16 protein-coding genes are annotated in these 20,515 nt (G+C 40.2%); all 16 read right to left on the reverse strand.

The features are described from left to right. Positions 1 to 2,052 (reverse strand): DUF1302 domain-containing protein, encoded by a 2,052-nt coding sequence (locus QUE03_RS10920; RefSeq protein ID WP_286261351.1) that lies wholly within the window; start codon positions 2,050 to 2,052, stop codon positions 1 to 3. Positions 2,053 to 2,378: 326 nt separating this feature from the next. After that, positions 2,379 to 2,594, reverse strand: coding sequence for a DUF2835 family protein (locus QUE03_RS10925; protein WP_350227385.1), 216 nt, complete (start codon positions 2,592 to 2,594; stop codon positions 2,379 to 2,381). Next, the gene (gene pepN / locus QUE03_RS10930; RefSeq protein ID WP_286261353.1) at positions 2,591 to 5,158 is read right to left on the reverse strand and encodes an aminopeptidase N; all 2,568 of its coding nucleotides are present in this window, start codon (positions 5,156 to 5,158) and stop codon (positions 2,591 to 2,593) included. Before pepN ends, QUE03_RS10925 begins: the two co-directional genes overlap by 4 nt. Before the next feature lie 80 nt (positions 5,159 to 5,238). Next, positions 5,239 to 6,690 carry a Na+/H+ antiporter NhaC gene (gene nhaC, locus QUE03_RS10935; protein ID WP_286261355.1) on the reverse strand — a complete coding sequence of 484 codons (1,452 nt, stop codon included), beginning with the start codon at positions 6,688 to 6,690 and terminating at the stop codon, positions 5,239 to 5,241. Positions 6,691 to 6,842: 152 nt separating this feature from the next. Continuing rightward, the gene (prc, locus tag QUE03_RS10940) at positions 6,843 to 8,867 is read right to left on the reverse strand and encodes a carboxy terminal-processing peptidase (RefSeq protein WP_286261357.1); all 2,025 of its coding nucleotides are present in this window, start codon (positions 8,865 to 8,867) and stop codon (positions 6,843 to 6,845) included. A 17-nt stretch (positions 8,868 to 8,884) separates the two neighbouring features. After that, positions 8,885 to 9,526, reverse strand: a complete 642-nt coding sequence (gene proQ, locus QUE03_RS10945; RefSeq protein ID WP_286261359.1) for an RNA chaperone ProQ — start codon at positions 9,524 to 9,526, stop codon at positions 8,885 to 8,887. Between the two features lie 13 nt (positions 9,527 to 9,539). Further along, positions 9,540 to 9,830, reverse strand: coding sequence for a hypothetical protein (locus QUE03_RS10950; RefSeq protein WP_286261360.1), 291 nt, complete (start codon positions 9,828 to 9,830; stop codon positions 9,540 to 9,542). Continuing rightward, positions 9,830 to 10,294: a GAF domain-containing protein gene (locus QUE03_RS10955; RefSeq protein ID WP_286261362.1), complete on the reverse strand. Its 465-nt coding sequence runs from the start codon at positions 10,292 to 10,294 to the stop codon at positions 9,830 to 9,832. The genes QUE03_RS10950 and QUE03_RS10955 overlap by 1 nt, the downstream gene beginning before the upstream one ends. 89 nt (positions 10,295 to 10,383) lie before the next feature. Next, positions 10,384 to 11,154 carry an SIMPL domain-containing protein gene (locus tag QUE03_RS10960; RefSeq protein WP_286261364.1) on the reverse strand — a complete coding sequence of 257 codons (771 nt, stop codon included), beginning with the start codon at positions 11,152 to 11,154 and terminating at the stop codon, positions 10,384 to 10,386. 2 nt (positions 11,155 to 11,156) lie between these two features. Further along, positions 11,157 to 11,840, reverse strand: a complete 684-nt coding sequence (locus QUE03_RS10965) for a DUF2057 family protein (protein ID WP_286261366.1) — start codon at positions 11,838 to 11,840, stop codon at positions 11,157 to 11,159. Positions 11,841 to 12,026: 186 nt separating this feature from the next. Continuing rightward, positions 12,027 to 13,217: a 2-methylaconitate cis-trans isomerase PrpF gene (gene prpF / locus QUE03_RS10970; protein WP_286261368.1), complete on the reverse strand. Its 1,191-nt coding sequence runs from the start codon at positions 13,215 to 13,217 to the stop codon at positions 12,027 to 12,029. 287 nt (positions 13,218 to 13,504) lie between these two features. Then, positions 13,505 to 16,108 (reverse strand): Fe/S-dependent 2-methylisocitrate dehydratase AcnD, encoded by a 2,604-nt coding sequence (gene acnD, locus QUE03_RS10975; RefSeq protein ID WP_286261370.1) that lies wholly within the window; start codon positions 16,106 to 16,108, stop codon positions 13,505 to 13,507. A gap of 169 nt (positions 16,109 to 16,277) precedes the next feature. Continuing rightward, on the reverse strand, positions 16,278 to 17,402 hold the full coding sequence (gene prpC / locus QUE03_RS10980) for a bifunctional 2-methylcitrate synthase/citrate synthase (protein WP_286261372.1): 1,125 nt from the start codon (positions 17,400 to 17,402) through the stop codon (positions 16,278 to 16,280). A gap of 73 nt (positions 17,403 to 17,475) precedes the next feature. Next, positions 17,476 to 18,366: a methylisocitrate lyase gene (prpB, locus tag QUE03_RS10985; protein ID WP_286261374.1), complete on the reverse strand. Its 891-nt coding sequence runs from the start codon at positions 18,364 to 18,366 to the stop codon at positions 17,476 to 17,478. Between the two features lie 16 nt (positions 18,367 to 18,382). Then, a complete protein-coding gene (locus QUE03_RS10990; RefSeq protein WP_286261375.1) occupies positions 18,383 to 19,096 on the reverse strand; it encodes a GntR family transcriptional regulator in 714 nt (237 codons plus the stop codon). A gap of 615 nt (positions 19,097 to 19,711) precedes the next feature. Beyond that, a complete protein-coding gene (locus QUE03_RS10995) occupies positions 19,712 to 20,494 on the reverse strand; it encodes a TatD family hydrolase (RefSeq protein WP_286261377.1) in 783 nt (260 codons plus the stop codon). Positions 20,495 to 20,515: the final 21 nt, after the last annotated feature.

The following is a 20,515-nucleotide window of genomic DNA, read 5'->3' on the forward strand; positions in this document are numbered from 1 at the left end:
TTAAATTGAATACTTAATGCTAAAAGACACGAAATCACGATCTTCCATCTTATTGGTAGTTCCTACGCCATCGAAGAACGTATTGTAGCCAATGTTTGCTGACCAACGGCTCTGATAATCAAAATCAAGTGCAAACGATACTGATTTTCTATCTTCGACAAATAAAAACAACGGATCTGGTGTGATACCTTCTACATCATGTGAGAATACAATTCGTGGCGACACGTTTATGCCAGCAAACACGTTAGTGTAATCGAGTTTTAATAAAGCGCGGTACCCCCAAGCAAATTCGTCTGGGAATGGATTAGTTTCAACGCCGTCTTGAAGCGCTAGTTCTAACCCTTCTTTCCCAGCAATACCGCCATTACGCGCTGTACCAGGACCGTTAAGGCGTAACTCGTCTTCATCAGGCATATCATTGATATTGATACCGCCTATTTCAAACAAACCTGTTGCCTGTGCAGCACCTAACGTAGGGCCAAATAAATGCGTTAACGTCATTTGAGCTTGAACAGTATCAGATAAAATAAATCCGTCGGCAGTTTCACCTGGACCAAATGTATCCATTTGAGATACACCATCTAAATCAGGACGAATACCTGCGTTTGCCAATTGTTGAGGCATAGCGGCAAACAACAACTCTACATCATCAATCTGCAGTGGCTCGTCTTGGCGGTAAGATATTTCACCTGCAACAGCCGTAGTACCAACCGTTGTATTAAAGCTCATCGCATAAAGTTTTATGTCTTCAGGATATGATAATAATACTTTAGAGAATGCCTGCAGATCACTGTAGTTATCTTCAGTGATTTGATTTGTAGCAATTGTCGCTAAGTCATTTGCAATAGCAGCGGAAGTAAAGTCAGCCGTTACGCCAGAAAATAGTGGTCGACGGCTATGGTAGTTCATGTGATACAAACTGATTTCAGTATCATTTAACTCAGGTAAATACCAAGACAAACGTAAACCGTATTGACCGCCATCTTCTGGCTCTAGTTCAGCTTGGCTGCCTGGTGCACGTAGCGTTAATTTAGTTGGGTAGGCAAGATACCCAGCTGCCGCAGCTGCTCCTAATGTTGGGTCACCACTGCGTAACATATCGCCAATGCCGTTTAAGCCCGCTAGTAGGAAGTCTAGATCCATGTCAGGGTTACCGGTAAATCCAAGTTGCACATTATTATAGTGACCACCATCACCGGCGAAATCATTGGTTGAGAAATAACTACCTGGTGCAGGAAGAATTGTTTTCTCCCAATCATATTGGTAGAACATTTCAATGTTAAAGTTTTCAGTAACACCTAAAGATGCCCAAACAGCACCGAATGGAATGAATGCTTCTTTGAGCTCTGAGCCTGGCGCTCTTAATCGTGCGATATCAACAGGGTTTAGCTCACTGATACCGTGTGAAATTAACGTACTTTCACCCCAGCTGATTACTTGCTGACCTACGCGAATAGAAAAAGGCATTTCGCCTATATCAAAATCACCATAGAAGAACGCATCAAGCAGACGAATATCACTACATAGTTGATCAGAGGCTTCGTCGTCTCGACAAGGATCATTAGTCACACCTGATGTCGGATTTGTCCATGCTCTGTCTTCATCAGACATTTCAAAATCATAAAAATACATACCACGGATGAAAACACCCATGTTGCCATTATTGATATCTAATTCATGTGTGCCTTTAACGATGGTAGAAAACGCGTCACCTGAATCATAGTTAAGGTTGCCATTGTCACCATTATTTGAATAACCACCTTGGCCGTCCCATAAATCGGCGTTGATGGGTGTTGCATTGAATGCTGGGTGATAGTTAGAAAAATCAAAACCGTTGTTTAGGTTATTTGATTTACCAACATTATCGTTCCAATTTCTGTCTTCTACTCGCCAACTTGACCCAAGAGAAAAGGTAGAGTCGAAGCTAATATCAAAATCACCCAACTGAAAATTGGTGGCGTTTACACTTGGAGCGGTAATAGCCATTAAAGCGGCGGTTATACTCGCTGCTAAAGGCTTTTTGTAAAAACTTACACGCGGGCTCTGTTTCATTCATTCTCTCCCCAGTCCTGAAACAATTCTTATTTTTCTGTTTTACTTTGTAATTTTTTGTTGTCCACATGGTGGATTAAACAATAATTGCATCATTTTCAATGTCTGGCAAGTTCAAATCACGAATGTTGATGTGCTTTATTTTAATGGCTTGCACACTATAAAAGCAGAACAATTAAACACCGTTTAAAACAACTGTTTTAAACGAATGTAATTTAGGCAGGTTTTAGGGAAAGAACTGGCTGAATAGCCCCTGTAATGGTTAATCTACGAAAAGCCAAGGAACAGGCTCATGGTCTGACCACTGTTTAAAGCATATACTCTAATTATGTTATTTTCTCTAATTTTTTAAATTTATTATTTTCCGTTTCTAAGCTGAAGATCCCCTCTATTCCATCGCTTGTAAGGTATTTTCTTAAATACATTGCTGGAAACTGTACTCTAATATGTTCAAATGTTGTAACAACGACCTGTTGAATTTCTCCCCGATAATAGGGGAGAAACTCTTGAGTAGACATCTTTAGCACAAATTTATACTTCACGTTAAAGCGGCATCCAATTTTTCGACAAGATCACGCGCCAATTCTGGAGTTTTCTGAATACGTTGTAATTCTGTCTTCATCAAATTTTGCCTAGCAACATCAAATTCTTTAAATTGAATCAATGGCGTAATTAACCTTGAGGCAACCTGAGGATTAATCTTATTGAGTTCAACAATACGGTCTGCTAAAAATTGGTAACCTCTCCCGCTTTCGCAATGAAAATATTTAGGGTTTTGCGTGACAAATCCTCCAACCAATGAGCGTGCTCTGTTCGGGTTATTCATACTAAAATCGTCACGTGCCATTAAGGCCGTTAACTGGCCATAAATATCATCATTGGGCACTGAAGCAGATAAGGTAAACCATTTATCCATAACTAACGTAGTGTCACGCCACTGATTTTCAAAGTCCGACATTAATACCTTAAACATTGAGGTATTTTGTTTAATCGCCGCGGTCAAAGCGCCTAGCGCCTGAGTCATATTATTTGCTTTGTAATACTGCTTTTCCGTTAATTCTTCATGTGCAGTTATAGCGCTGAGATATGACAAACTAACATTCTGCAATGAACGGTTAGCAACTTGTTCACCCTCATCTACTGATTGAAATTCTTCGCACTGCTGATACACACCTAGCAGCTGGGACTCTAATTGAGTCGCAATCAGTTGCTTCAATTGTTCAATAGCTGCACATAGGCTAGTCGCGTTAACTTGTTCAATTTGTGATACCATTTCATCAAAACTTGGTAACGTCAGTAATAAAGCTTTAAAAGCGTTATCTTTAATATCACTGATACAACGCGATAACATTTCAAAAAATGATGTTGGAATATCTGTTGTTATATCAATGGTTAGACGTTTTAGATGGTGTTGCATAATTTTTTGCGCTGCATCCCAACGACAAAAATAATCATCCGCCAAGGTCAATATTTGGCTGAGTTCCTCATTGCTTTGGTCAAAACGTACCTTCACTGGCGCTGAAAAGTCTGCAAGCACTGCGACAACAGGCTTATGAGTACAGCTAAAGCTCCATGACTGACTAGCCGATGTTAGCTCGAGCAATTTAGAAGTAACTTCTTCCGTGACAGGATCGATTAATTCTATTCTAATTGGGATATGTAAATCGTGCTTATTGGGTTGATTATCCGATGGTCGATGGAATTGAGAAATGTTCAAGTCAAAACGCTTACTCACACTATCATAATTTTGCTCTACAATTAGCTCAGGTGTACCTGATTGAGCATACCAGCGCTTAAACAGCGTTAAGTCCTTACCTGTTGCATCAGCCATAGCATTAACAAAATCATCGCAAGTCACGGCCATTCCGTCAAAGCGTTTAAAGTACAAGTCCATGCCTTGTCTAAAACCTTCTGCGCCCAGTAATGTGTGGATCATTCTTATCACTTCCGAACCCTTTTCATACACAGTTAATGTATAAAAGTTATTCATTTCCATCACTTTTTCAGGCCTAATTGGATGCGACATAGGGCCGGCATCTTCAGCAAATTGCATCGCTCGAAGTACTTTGACATTTTGAATGCGCGTTACCGATTTAGAATGCATGTCGGCGCTGAACTGCTGATCTCTAAAAACTGTCAGCCCTTCTTTCAGACTTAGCTGAAACCAGTCACGACAGGTCACACGATTACCTGTCCAATTATGAAAATACTCATGAGCAATGACGGCTTCTATATTGAAGTAATCAGTATCAGTGGCACTTGCTTTATCGGCTAAAACGTACTTGCTATTAAATACGTTGAGGCCTTTGTTTTCCATTGCGCCCATATTGAAAAAATCGACAGCAACAATCATATAAATATCTAAGTCGTACTCTAGCCCAAAGGTTTTCTCATCCCAAGCCATTGAATGCTTAAGCGATGCCATAGCATGTTCGGCTTTAGGTAAGTTTCCCTTATCAACAAATATTTCCAACGCCACGTCACGACCAGATGACGTTTGATAGCTATCGCTGAGCAGATCAAAATCACCGGCAACTAATGCAAATAAGTAAGCGGGTTTAGGGAACGGATCATGCCATGTAACATAATGCTGGCCTTCACCTAACTCCCCTTCTTCAATTTTATTACCGTTGGAGAGTAAATATGGATACGCGTCTTTGTCTGCAATCACCTTTGTGGTAAATACAGACATCACATCAGGTCTATCTAAATAGTAGGTAATTCGCCTAAAACCTTCTGCTTCACATTGAGTACAAAATGCATCGCCTGACTTAAATAACCCTTCTAATGCTGTATTAGCCTCGGGGTTGATTTCGGTTTCAATCACAAGTGTGAATTGGTTTTGAGATACCGGAATTACCAATGTAGTATCCGATAACATATATTCATTCTTGCTCAGTGTTTTACCGTCAAGTGAAATAGATTTTAATATTAAGTGTTCACCATCTAGTGTCAGCTCACTGGCTGTATCTGAGAGTTTTTCAATGGTCAGCTCACTGCTAACATGAGTCGCTGCATTAGAAAGTGTTACAGTTAAATTGACTGTCTTGATCGCAAATTCGCTAGCGGTATAGTCGGATAAATAACGTGCGGTAAATTCTGACATGTATTGAACCTTCTGAGAATGAAATGTGTATAAAAGAAAGCCCGCTATGAGCAGGCTATACGTTTGTATGGGAAGTTAATTTAAGCCATTTTTTTAATTTTAAAACCTGTATATGCATAGATAAGGGCTATTACAGGGTTTATTAAGTTGAAAAAGCAATAAAATATATAATCATAGGATGTTAATGCTAATGCCCCAAACATAAAAGCACCACATGTATTCCACGGAATTAATGGCGACGTAATGGTACCAGAGTCTTCAAGTGTTCTACTCAGTACTGTTGGATGCAGTTTTCGACGCTCGTATTCCTCTTTGTACATTCTACCTGGCATAACAATCGCCATGTACTGATCTGCGGTGATTAGATTCGTACCAATACAAGTCGCAATAGTACTTCCAATTAAGCTACCGGTAGATTTTGCGGCAGATAATATTGACTCAACAAACTTTCGAAGCATTCCTAAATGTTCTAACACAGCACCAAAGCTCAGCGCCGTCATTACTAGCCAGATGGTGTTTAACATACTCGACATCCCACCACGGCTTAACAACTCATTAATTTCTGGGTTGCCCGTTTCCACCACTACACCGTTAAAAAATGCCGTCCAAATAACCATTACAATGCCTTTGGTGCTGTCCACACCTTCCTGCGCCATGTTTAATATGAGTTCTTGTTGGAAAAGTAATGCCCAAACAGCCCCAATTATTGCGCCAATGGCCACGGCAGGAAAAGCTGGCATTTTCTTATATGCTAAGAATAGTAAGATGAATAACGGGATCAAATTATAAATCGAAATATTGTAAGTTGATTCTAGTGTATTAGTCAGCGTTTGGATGCTATCTGTACTGCCCACCTCTGTTGCCGAGTGGTTAAACCCTATGATTAGAAATAAGATCAATGCAATTGAAATGGAAGGAATTGTCGTCCACAACATATAACGAATGTGTTCAAACAGCTCGCTACCGGCTACAGCAGGTGCCAAATTAGTTGTTTCAGATAACGGTGAAAGTTTGTCACCAAAGTAAGCACCAGATATAACAGCCCCAGCGGTGACAGCAGAAGACATTTCAAAGCCACTAGCAATACCAATAAACGCAACACCAACTGTGGCCGCCGTTGTCCAAGAGCTGCCAATACTCATTGCAACTATACCACACACTAAGCACGCTGCAGCATAAAACCAACTAGGGTCAATAATCTTTAATCCGTAGTAAACCATGGTAGGAACTGTGCCCGATAATAACCATGTACCGATTAATGAACCAACAGCTAATAAAATGAGAATAGCGCCTAAGGAAATCGAGATCCCATGAACGATGGCTTTCTCCATTGAGTGCCATTTATAACCGTTTTTCAAGCCTATTAATATCGCGATGCCCATTGCTAATAATAGTGCGATTTGATTGGGACCATAAGATGAGTCGTCTTCAAAATATATTACAGCCATCGCTAACATGCCGACTAAGGCTAAAACAGGAATCAAAGCATCGATAAAACTCGGAGCCCTTCTAGTTTCTGTTGCTTCACTCATAAATTGTATACTTCCTAATAATTATTATAATTTACTATTATTTTTGTTATCTATTTTTAAACTAAAGATGTAATTTTTTTAGATAAAAATTTACTTTTTAAACCACTAAAAAAAGCCGCCAGAAGAGGCGGCTTTTTTTAGCTGTATTTACTTTATTTTTTCGCCACGCGACCCAATGCTATTAGATCAAAGGTGATTTTCGCTGTTTCATCTAAAAATGGATCGAGTTCATCAAGTTCATCGGGTAAGTCTTCCAAACTTGTGATTGCTTCTTTACCCATTAAAGCTAAACGTTCATTTGCTCTGGCTAATTGCTTAGCCTTTCTGGTTTCACGTTTTGTTTTACGGGCTTCCATGTTCAATGAAATGCTTTTATCGTCTTTTTCAGCTTTATATTGCTCAATGTCATCTAATAAATACTTAAATTCGGTATTTTCACTAATGCGCTCTTGATGTAAAGAGTTTAAATAAGAGATATCTGTTGTTAAATCATCTAAGCGACTATAGCGGGCTTTCGCGATTTGATCCCAAGGTAGCGCATTCTCTTCTTTGCTTTCTCCCCAATCTAATGGATCAATTGCAGAAGGGAATTTGATATCAGGTACCACACCACGGTGCTGAGTTGAGCCACCGTTTATACGATAAAACTTCGCAATGGTAAATTGAATACTGCCTAATGGGTTTTCATATAAGTCATAAACACGACCTAAGCCACGATGTTGCTGCACAGTACCTTTACCAAAGGTATTCTCACCAACAATAGTACCTCGCCCATAATCTTGTATAGCCGCAGAAAATATCTCACTTGCTGATGCGCTGTATCGATCAACCATGACCGTTAAAGGCCCGTTATAATAACTGTAACCGTCACGGTCACTATTGACCTGCACACGATTAGCACCATCTCGAACTTGAACAACAGGTCCTTTGTCAATAAACAAACCCGTTAACAATGTAGCTTCGGTTAATGAGCCACCGCCATTGCCACGTAAATCTACTATAATGCCGTCAACTTCGTCCGCTTTGAGTTTCTCAATTTCTTTTTTAACGTCGCGGGACAAGTTATTGTAGAAACTTGGGATAGTAATTACCCCTAGTTTTTTCCCGTTTTTATCAATTTCACTTTCAAAATAGACTTCAGAGCTGGCTGCTCTGTCTTCCAACTTAATAGTATCACGAACAATTGAGACCACTTTTATACTTGAGTCGTCATCCGCTTCACCAGAAAGCACTTGTAACCTAACTTGGCTGCCCTTAGGGCCCTTAATTAGATCAACAACATCATCTAAACGCCAGCCTATTACGTCTTCAAACTTATCTTTACCTTGAGAAACACCAACAATTCGATCTTTAGGCTTTAACTGATTAGATTTGTCAGCAGGACCACCGGTGACAATGCTTTGAATAACGGTATAATCTTCTTCCGCTCTTAAAACTGCGCCGATCCCTTCTAACGACAGATTCATTTCCATTTGAAAACGTTCTGCATTACGAGGAGAAAGGTATGATGTATGAGGTTCCACCACACGAGCAAAGCTGTTCATGACGATTTGGAAAACATCTTCACTTTCACTTTGTTTCAAACGCTTTATTGCGTAGTTATAACGTTTGGTTAAAACTTCTTTAATTTTGTCCCACTCTTTACCGGCTAGCTTCAGATTCAGAGCATCGTACTTGACCTTCTTACGCCAAAGCTCATTAATCTCAGCTTCGTCTGTTGCCCATTGAGCTTTTTCACGATCAAAACTATATGATTCATCTATGGTGAAGTCGAATGGCTTATTTAAAAGAGAGATTGCGTATTCATAACGCTGTAGGCGACGATTAAGATTTAAGTTATAAATCTCGTAAGCAATATCTAATTTACCGCGAGCAATAATTGAATCAAAATCTTGACGGTATTTTTCTAAAGATTCGATATCTGTGGCTAAAAAGACATTGCGACCATAATCGAGCTGCTTGATGTATCGGTCAAAGATTTGCTCTGACAATACATCATCAACTTTAATTTGCTTGTAGTGGGCACGTGTAAATTGAGCCGTGATACGTTTACTTGCCGTTGCATGCTGACTTTCAGGCTTCAATATAGGAAGTTCTGTATCATTCGAGGTTGACGCTAATACGGTCAAGCTGAACGACATCGATACGGCAAGTGCGATACGACTTAATTTTTGCATGCCAATTACTCCAATAATTATTCAGTATAAATATTTTGAATGCGAGTTTTAATCACCATTCCTGAATTGAGTTGTACGCTGATATCATCACCTGCTATCTCAGTAATTGTTGCACTCATAGGTGCATTACCTAGCTGTACTTTCACTTTCTGATTAACTTTAATTGTAGACGACTCTACAGGTTTCAGTGGTACAGATTTCTTAGGAGCAGCTTTTGATGGCGTTTTAACCGCTTTAAACTTTTGGCTACGCTTTTTATCTGCCGCAGGTTTAGATTCAGTGCTACTTCCCTTATAAGGTTTTTTAGCCACTTTGTCTTGTGTTTTTTTGTTAGCAAACTTTTCTTGGCTGTCTTTAAGCGTTTTGCTTGCGTATTCTGCTTGCGCTTCATCAATAGCTTCAGCGTCCTTGCCTTCCAAATCAATTCGGTGGCTGCCAGCTTTAACTGACTTAAGGTAACGCCAGCTACTTGTGTAGTGACGCAATGCGTGACGTAATCGTGTCTTGCTAACCGTTTCATCGTCCGCAAGCTTTTCTGCTAAGTCTTGAAAAATCCCTACTTTGAGAGGTTTTGCAGCGCCTTCTACGCTAAAACATGCGGGGAATTTTTCTGCCAAGTAAGCAATAATTTCTTTATTGCTAATACGTTTAGTTTCCATAAATACAACTTAATTAATCAAATGTCTCTTGAATAAACTGATCTCGGTTTTCTAACAAATGCCGACACCAATCATAAATATCTTCCATGTCTAGTTCAGGCAATGATTCCTGTCCTATCCATGCATCCCAAACTAATTCTAATAGTTGGGTTAACTCTTCCGGATCTATGTCATCTTCCGCAAGATTGTACAGCGTATGATAAATCTCATTGATACGCTCCGCTACTATTTCTTCTTCACCTTCCCAGTCGCCTACAACAGCTTCCGAGACTAAATAATCATGTATAACTACAATTTCTTTCATTATTCAGCAACCAATTGTTGCTCTAACAAACGGACCGTTGTTTCCAACCCTTTTTTGTCTTCTTGATCGAAACGTTCAAATTTCACACTGTCAATATCCAGTACTGCGATAACTTTACCGGATTGGCGCACTGGTATAACAATTTCAGAATTACTTGCAGCATCACAAGCAATATGACCAGTAAACTGATGAACGTCGCCAATTAGCTGCGTTTGGTCTTGAGACACAGCAGTGCCGCAAACGCCACGTCCTACAGGAATACGAATACACGCAACTTTACCTTGAAATGGCCCTAATACAAGTTCACCGTCAATCAAGCGATAAAAACCAGCCCAATTAACAAAATCTAATGCTTCAAACAAAAGTGCACTGATATTTGCCATATTAGCAATCACGTCAGACTCTGACGAAATAATAGCGGCAACTTGCTCATTTAATTCTTGGTAAAATTTTACCTTATCCATAATCCGTATTTTTGCAATATTTCAAAAGCGCTAAAGATACCTTGATATACGGCCAAATTAAAGCCTTATTAGCACTTTTAGGCAATTAATTACGGTGAAATAACAAAAGTGATGCGAACTTCCGCTGTTATTGCATTTACGCCTCGATAACTTTGAAAATCGCCCCCTCCTCCCATCGCTTCTGATGCCATCATCATTCTACCCGGTGCGCGATGTGATAATTCTTCCAGATTACTCACACTGACAATATTCACGCCTATCTGTTTTGCCAATAGGCTTGCTTTCTCTTTTCCGTTCTTAACGGCAATATCTAGGGCTTGCTGATAAAGCTCTTCTGCATTGGAAACACTCGCTTGCACTGGTGAAATTCTATTTACACCAAGTTTTGTCACACGATCTAGCAATTTTTCGTACTGTGAGAATTCACGCAGTTTCACTTCTACTTGTCTACTTACTTCAAACTCTACATCATATCGTTTTTTATCTGTTAAGCCCGGTTTTACTGATACTCCCCCTGAGTTATTCATCTCGGAAAGAGGTAAATATACCTTGTCTACATTATGCTGAATTTTATGGTAGATAGGATTGATATTGATTTGAGTTGAGGTAATGTCACGATCATTAACGCCTAATGATTTTATTGCTTTCAACACTTGCTGGGTTTGAGTGTCTATTCTTTGTTTGGTTTTACTGGCAATAATCCCACGTTCACTTATTGTTAAACTTAGCTTAAATTGGTCTGGCGACGTTTCAATTATTCCCTTGCCTGTTACGGTGATACCTTGTTCTGCGCTGGCGTTAACTGCGTGTGTATACGATACAATAAGCAGCAAGCACATTGTCCGCGTAAAATTAATCATACTTATTCCTTAACCATATCGACTTTTTCTAAGAATATTTTTTTATCTTCTTGAGAAGCTTCCTGCCACCAGTACATCAACATTTCTAAGGCTCTAGTGTTCTGGGAAGCATCATTAAGAGATGCATTATCTTTGATCGCTTGGAAATTTTTCTTTGGATTTTGTACAGTTTGACTGAGTTTCACCTTTTGATCGACGACTACTGGTGTACTGGGCTTTTGCTTAACTGGCGGTAACGTAATCGCTGCCTGAAACTGTTTTTGCTCAAACTCTACTAAAGACATTACTTCAGTTGATACAACTGAATCAGTGGCTTGTTCAATCAATGACATTGACGGTTCTTCAGCAAATCCCCTTGCTGCTTTCAAGTTATTAATCTCGGGAGATACAGCGACCAACTGTTGGTTATCATCGGTAATATCAAAAATGACAATAAATGGCTCAGACTTTACCGTTGTATGATCATCCTCATCAGAATCATCAAATATGTCTTTGTATCTCATTAGCACAACATGACGACCTTTGACCAAATCAATGCTTGTTTTTGATGCAAAGAAATTAGCGACATGTTCTTGTCCGTTAATTTTTAATAGTTCAAGTGGCTCATCAATGGTTAATGAACTGGCCACTACACAACCACTGAAGAAACAACCAAAAAAGTAGATGAAGATATTACGATATTGCATACACTAGCCTGAAACAGAAAATTTAAGTTAGTGTAACCTAAGATAAGCTAATTTAAAGGGATTAAAGATACATACCACAGGAAAAATGGAAATAATTTGTGAATTGTTTTAACCAAAAGTCGATACACGACAAATCAAAAATAGAAATAGTATCGACTTTTATGTTCAAGATAATAACAATTTTAACTAGAAGCTATCTCCTGGTATACGAACAACACCTTCCATTAAAATTCTTGCACTTCGACTCATGATCGCTTTTTCGACAACCCAACTACTGTCAATTTGACTAGCCTGTGCGCCTACCTTTAGCGTACCTGAAGGATGCCCAAAAGTAACACTGTTCCTTTCACCACCACCTGCCGCTAGGTTTACCGTTGTTCCAGGTATCGCTGCTGCAGTGCCGATAGCGACAGCTGCTGTGCCCATCATAGCATGGTGTAACTTACCCATAGATAATGCGCGAACATTTAGATCAATATCCGACTCAGTAATCGACTTACCACTAGAGGCAGTATAATCTTTGGCAGGTGAAACAAACGCTACCTTGGGTGTGTGTTGACGAGTTTTTGCTTCTTCTAATGAACTAATCAAGCCCATTTTTAATGCACCATGAGCACGTATAGTTTCAAAAAAGGCTAGCTGCTCTTCACTACTATTAATATCATCTTGTAGCTCAAACCCCTGATAACCAATTTCATCAGCATTTAAGAAAATGGTTGGAATGCCTGCTGTGATCATAGTCGCGGTCAACGTACCGGTTTTCGAGATACAAGACGGTACTTCTAGTTGGTCAACAACATTTCCTGTTGGAAACATGGCTTCACTTGGATCTACAGGTGCAATAAACTCAACCGGCACTTCTGCTGCAGGAAACGTTACACCATCAAGCTCAAAATCACCGGTTTCTTGCACTTCACCATTGGTAATAGGCACTTGTGCAATAATAGTTTTACTAATATTTGCTTGCCAGATACGTACTGTACATACGCCATTTTCAGGAATACGGTCTTTAGCCACAAGGCCTGCATAAATTGCAAATGAGCCTACAGCTGCAGTCAAGTTGCCACAATTTCCCGACCAATCAACAAAGGCTCTATCAATGGCCACTTGACCAAAAAGGTAATCCACATCGTGATTTTCTTGTTCAGACTTTGACAATATCACGGTTTTACTCGTGCTTGATGTCGCCCCGCCCATACCGTCGGTTTGTTTTCCGTATGGGTCAGGGCTGCCAATCACGCGCAATAGCATGTTATCACGGGCTTCACCGGCAACCTGACAACGGTCAGGCAAGTCAGTTAAATTGAAAAATACACCTTTCGACGTACCGCCACGGATGTATGTAGCTGGAATCTTTACTTGAGGGACATGATTCATGTATTTACCTTCAATAGTTTTCGCTTATCAAACGGATAATTTATGGCGTTGAATAACGTCACATAGAAGTGACGTGTTTCTTCTATTCACCTTGCTAAATCACCTTTTGCTTTGCGACCTTTCATTTGATAAAAAGCAGCAAATTAGCTATCTAAATTGCTGCTTTGATTATTTACCTATGCAAAGTTGATTTCCATAAGAAGAGTTTTAAGTTTTGCCAAGAACGAAACGCTGAATGTACACGTATACATGAGCACTTCCAACACAAGACAAACACTAAAAATCAATTATGAGTTCGACTCAAGGAAGTCGTTGGCAAACTTTTGTAGTACGCCGCCGGCTGCATGAACCGACACTTCTTCCGCCGTATCTAGTCGACACTTAACTGGAATTTCAACTTGCTCACCATTTGCACGCGTCATAACAACCGTCATTGCTGTTCCAGGTGCAGTCTCACCTTCAACATCGAAAGTTTCTGTACCATCTATGTTGTAGGTATTACGCGTTTCACCTTTGGTAAACTCAAGCGGTAACACGCCCATACCAATAAGGTTAGTACGGTGAATACGCTCAAAACCTTCAGCAACAATCACTTCAACGCCAGCTAAACGTACACCTTTTGCCGCCCAATCCCGTGACGAGCCTTGACCATAGTCTGCGCCTGCAACAATAATCAGTGGCTGTTTACGTTCCATATAAGTTTCAATAGCCTCCCACATGCGCGACTCGACGCCTTCTGGCTCAACACGAGCTAGCGAGCCTTGCTTGACGTCGCCGTTAACATCACGACACATTTCGTTAAATAATTTCGGGTTAGCAAACGTTGCACGTTGCGCCGTTAAATGATCACCGCGGTGAGTCGCATAAGAGTTAAAGTCCTCTTCTGGCAAGCCCATTTTATCAAGGTATGCACCGGCTGCACTGTTTAACTGAATGGCGTTACTTGGTGATAAATGATCGGTTGTAATATTGTCACCCAATACAGCTAACGGGCGCATACCTTTCATAGTACGCTCACCAGCAAGAGCTCCTTCCCAATATGGAGGGCGACGAATATAAGTACTGGTTTCATCCCATGCGTACAGTGGACTTTCTGCAGGTTCAAACGCACCTAGGTCAAACATTGGCGTGTAAACTTTCTTGAATTGCTCGGGTTTTACAGCTGAGCTAACAATAGCATCAATCTCTTCATCACTTGGCCAGATATCTTTAAGCGTGATGTCATTACCATTTTGGTCTTGACCTAACACATCTTGTTCAATATCAAAACGCATTGTACCCGCAATTGCATAAGCAACAACAAGTGGCGGTGACGCCAAGAATGCTTGTTTTGCATATGGGTGAATACGACCATCAAAGTTACGGTTACCTGATAATACCGCAGTAGCGTATAAATCACGGTCAATAACTTCTTGTTGAATCTTCGGGTCTAACGCACCTGACATGCCGTTGCAGGTTGTACACGCATAACCAACAATACCGAAACCTAGTTTTTCCATTTCAGGTAATAAACCAGCTTCTTCTAAGTAAAGTTTGGCGACTTTTGAACCAGGAGCAAATGAAGATTTTACCCAAGGCTTGCGCACTAAACCTAACTCGTTCGCTCTTTTTGCAACTAAACCCGCAGCAACAACATTACGTGGATTTGATGTATTCGTACATGAAGTAATTGCGGCGATAATAACCGCACCGTCTGGCATTTCTCCCTTTTCTTCTTGTGCTTTACATTTGTCTAAATCTTTAGCAATCTCTTTTGATGCTAAATCAGCTGTTGCTAAGCGGCGGTGCGGGTTTGATGGGCCAGCCATATTGCGGCCAACACTTGATAAATCAAACTCTAAAACGCGTCCATATTCCGCATCAACTAAGTCGTCAGCCCAAAGACCAGTATGTTTGGCATAAGTTTCAACTAAAGCAACTTGTTCAGGCTCACGTCCCGTTATTTTTAAATAATCAATGGTTTGATCATCAATGTAGAACATACCCGCTGACGCCCCGTATTCTGGCGTCATGTTAGAAATGGTTGCACGGTCACCAATGGATAAACTGCTAGCACCTTCACCAAAGAATTCTAAATAAGCACCAACCACTTTTTCATTACGCAAAAACTCAGTAATTGCCAAAACGATATCAGTCGCGGTTATACCAGGATTACGCTTACCCACCAATTTAACACCGACAATGTTAGGTAATCGCATCATCGATGGGCGGCCAAGCATTACAGTTTCAGCTTCTAGGCCACCAACTCCAATAGCAATAACACCTAACGCATCAACATGAGGCGTATGAGAGTCAGTACCAACACATGTATCAGGGAAAGCTACACCATCACGTGCTTGAATTACAGGCGACATTTTCTCTAGGTTGATTTGGTGCATGATGCCGTTACCCGCTGGGATAACATCAACGTTTTTAAATGCGGTTTTAGTCCATTCGATAAAGTGGAAACGATGCTCATTACGTCTGTCTTCAATCGCGCGGTTTTTCTCAAAAGCTTCACTGTCAAAACCTGGTGCTTCTACTGCAAGCGAGTGATCGACAATCAATTGTGTCGGTACTACAGGGTTCACCTTCGCAGGATCGCCGCCTTGGTCAGCAATGGCGTCTCGAAGACCAGCCAAATCAACTAATGCCGTCTGGCCAAGAATATCATGACAAACAACACGTGCAGGGTACCATGGGAAATCTAAGTCCTGCTTACCTTCAATAATTTGCGATAACGCCGCCGTTAAATCAGCAGGTTCACACTTTCGAACCAGTTGCTCAGCTAATACGCGAGAAGTATAAGGTAATGTTTTGTATGAGCCAGGTTTGATTGTTTCGATAGCAGCTCGCGTATCAAAAAAATCTATATTCGCACCTGGTAGCGGTTTGCGGTAATCGTAGTTCATAACTTAATCCACAAAATTGAGTTAACATAATGCCGAAATTGTAGGCATTATTTTTAATTATAATTTACAGCGATGGAGTTTGGCTTTAGTTCAAGGCAGATAAAGCGACGTATAGTAAACTATGTGAGCTGAGATCTAACGATGAAATAAAGCCAAAGAACAAGCTAACCTATCTTTGAGAGATAGGTTGAACCGTGCGCGGCTCAACACCTGTGTAGTCGGCAGATGGACGAATGATACGGTTATTTTCACGCTGTTCCATTACATGCGCTGCCCAACCTGTTAAACGTGAACATACAAAAATAGGTGTAAACAGTTTAGTCGGAATACCCATATAGTTGTATGTAGACGCATGGAAGAAATCTGCATTACAGAATAACTTTTTGGTGTCCCACATGAACTCTTCACAAGCAACAGAGATATCGTATAAAGACGAATCACCATTTTCAGCAGCTAATTTTTCAGACCAAGCTTTAATCACAGTGTTACGTGGATCAGATGTACGATAGATAGCGTGACCAAAGCCCATGATTTTTTCTTTGCGCTCTAACATGCCAGCCATTTGCTCTTTAGCATCTTCAGGCGACTTGAATTTTTCAATCATATCCATAGCTGCTTCATTGGCACCACCGTGAAGTGGGCCACGTAACGTACCGATTGCGCCGGTGATACACGAGTACATATCTGACAACGTTGAAGCACAAACACGAGCTGTAAAAGTTGATGCGTTGAATTCATGCTCAGCATACAAAATTAAAGAAACATCCATAACACGTTTGTGTTGTTCTGAAGGCTCTTCTTGATTTAATAAACGCAAGAAGTGACCACCTAAAGAGTCTTCATCTGTAACACAGTCTATTTCTACGTTATCATGACTGAATTTATACCAATAACACATGATTGCTGGAAATGCCGCCAATAAGCGATTTGCAGCTTGCCTTTGTTCAGAAAAGTCATTCTCCGGCTCAACATTACCTAAAAACGAACAACCGGTTCGCATTACATCCATAGGATGTGCATCGGCAGGGATACGCTGTAGCACTTCTTTTAAAGCTCGCGGCAAATCACGCATAGTTGCTAATTCAGCTTTGTACGTAGCCAATTCTTTTTCGTTTGGTAATTCACCATTAAAAAGTAGATAAGCTACTTCTTCAAACGTCGCATTTTCAGCCAAATCGGCTACATCGTAACCACAGTAAGTTAGACCAGAGCCTGACTTGCCTACTGTACAAAGCTTTGTCTCGCCTGCACTTTGACCACGAAGACCAGCGCCACTTAATTTTTTATCAACCATGTTAGTTTCCTCAAATTTTAATATTTTTAACGTAATAGCGAGGATTAACATCGACTCGCCGTACATAGCTTGTTTATTTGTTTTTGCCTTCAGCAAACAGCGAGTCTAACTTTTGTTCGTAATCGTGATAGCCAAGGTAGTCATATAAATCCATACGTGTTTGCATGTTATCAATTTCAGCTTTTTGATCGCCGTCTGCCAACAATGTTTTATATACAGACTCCGCAGCTTTATTCATCGCACGAAATGCTGATAATGGGTAAAGTACCATCGCACATCCCCACTCGCCTAACTGCTCTTTGTTCCAAAGTTCTGTTTGGCCGAATTCTGTAATATTTGCCAAAACAGGAACATCTAAAGCTGAAGTAAATGCACGGTAGTGTTCTTCGGTTTTTACTGCTTCAGCGAAAATGCCATCAGCGCCGGCCGCAACATATGCTTTTGCACGCTCTAATGCAGCTTCTAACCCTTCTTGTGCAAAGGCATCAGTGCGAGCCATAATGAAAAAATCTTTATCGGTACGAGCATCAACAGCAGCTCTTATTCGATCAACCATTTCTTCCGTAGAAACGATTTCTTTATTTGGGCGATGACCACAGCGTTTTTGCGCGACTTGATCTTCAATATGTACGGCAGCCGCACCGGCTTTTTCCATATCGCGAATAGTTTTTGCAATATTGAATGCACCACCCCACCCCGTATCGATATCAACTAATAACGGTAGATTAGAAGCTGAAGTGATGCGCGCTACATCAGCAACAACATCATTTAACGACGTCATACCAAGATCAGGTAAACCGTATGATGCATTTGCAACGCCGCCACCAGATAAATAAATGGCTTGATGACCTAACTGCTCAGCCATCATGGCGCAATAGGCGTTGATAGTACCAACAACTTGTAGTGGCTTATTGTTTTCTAGTGCTAAACGAAACTTTGCACCCGGAGATAATTGTGCTGTCATTATCCGTTCCTTATAGTTAACTTGTTGAGTTATGTGTATGTTGATTTTGCTCAGATTTTAGGGCAATTTTGTTTTCTATATTCTTACGCGATGCTGCGATATGGCGACGCATTAACATTTCAGCCAATTCACCATCTCTATCGGCAATAGCTTCAATAATTCTGGAGTGTTCGTCAAAAGCACGTGTTGCACGTGGGCTGTTCATGCCAAATTGACAACGATACATGCGGACTAAGTGATATAACTGTCCGCATAAAATATTGATGAGTTCTTTATTATGACTGCCAAGAATTACTTTATAGTGAAAGTCTAAATCACCTTCTTCTTGATAATATGCAACGCCGTCTTTTAAGTCTTTAGCTTGACTGTGTGTTTCTAACATCGTCTTCATGTTAGCGATTTCTTCATCAGTCATATTTTGGGCCGCCTGACGACAGGCCATGCCTTCAAGTGCTTCTCTAACAATATAAATTTCGAGCAAGCCTTCAATAGTGCACTCAACCACACGCGAGCCAACATTAGCCTTACGAACAATCAAATGACATTTTTCTAAACGATTTAATGCTTCTCTTAAAGTTGAACGACTAATTTGAAATTTTTTCGCTAATTCTGGCTCACTGATCTTGCTACCCGCGGCAATAACTCCTTCAACAATCGCATTTTGAATTTGTTCAAAAACTTTATCAGCAGTAGTAATTGCCACTTGTTGTGTAGGATTGAGTAATGCCATAAATTGTCGACAGTTAATAAGAATTTAAGTGAATAATAGACTCTTATTTCGATTAGTCAAGGTAAAAAACATTAGATTGTCGACAATTCAATGTTTCTATTAAGAGTTTTAAAATTTAGTTTGCTTAACTTTAGTCAAGTTTTTGAAGCATAGAAGAAATATAATTTATGGACTGGCGTACAAGAGGATTTATACTAAAGAAACTGAGAATGTTCTTTTTATACTGGCTTAGGCTTAGGCTTAGGCTTAGGTTTAAATTTAACACAATTGTCACGACTACATAATGGGCCACCACAAACTGTTGATAACTTGTGGTTAAACCGTGCATTAGCTTAGGGTAATTTATAAAGGCACTGGCCACACCGAAAACAAGAACTTTATAAACAATGAGTTACAATCGAAATTAAAATAAATTAGCATTACATTACTTTTGCACTACACTTAGATGTGTTAGCTCAAATTTTGTACAAACATGCTCGCAAAGTACTTGTAAAAAATTAGTTAATTAGCGCACGGCTCAACCTTATTGAGCCAATCCCCTGGACCTGAAACGTACCCTCGTTTCGGGTCCTTTTTTATACAATTCACAATTTTTAGGTGTGCCACCACATAAAATCAAGCAGTATTTTGTGATAAGTTAAATAGCTTGTTAAAGTTATCTGTCGACAATCTGGCAATATCTTCAACCGATTGCCCTCGAATACTTGCCAAATGCTTAGCAACGTCGACAACATAAGCAGGCTGATTCTGTTGGCCTCGGTGAGGTACTGGTGCAAGATATGGAGCATCTGTTTCAATCAAGAATTTATCATTCGGTATTTTTCTAGCTACTTCACGTAGCGCCGACGCATTTTTAAACGTAACAATACCGGAAAATGATATATAAAATCCTATATCCATTGCAGCTTCAGCCATTTCGAGTGACTCTGTAAAGCAATGCAAAATTCCCCCAATCTGATCAGCTCGCTCTTCCTGTAATATCGCAAGTGTATCTTCTTGGGCATCACGGGTATGAATAATGAGTGGTTTATTTAATTCTCTCGCAACTCTTATATGCTTTCTAAATGAGTCTTGCTGTAGTGCTTTGGTTTCCGGTGCATAAAAATAATCTAAGCCCGTTTCACCAATCGCAATAACGCGTGGATGTTGGGCAAGCACGTGAAGTTGTCCCTGATCGACTTTGTCTTCCTGATTTAGTGGATGCGTTCCACAGGATAGGTAAACATTAGGAAAAGGCTTTGTTAATTCAGCCATTTTAGGAAATTCTTGAAGTGTTACGCTAACGCATAACATTTCGTTGACACTAACAGCCGATGCTGCATTAACAACAAAGCTTAAGTCGTCGTTAAAATCTGTCAAATCTAGGCGATCTAGATGACAGTGAGAATCTATAAACACAATTATCTCCGTAAAGGAATG

This window comes from Thalassotalea atypica (genome assembly GCF_030295975.1).
GTDB classification, from domain to species: Bacteria; Pseudomonadota; Gammaproteobacteria; order Enterobacterales; family Alteromonadaceae; genus Thalassotalea_F; species Thalassotalea_F atypica.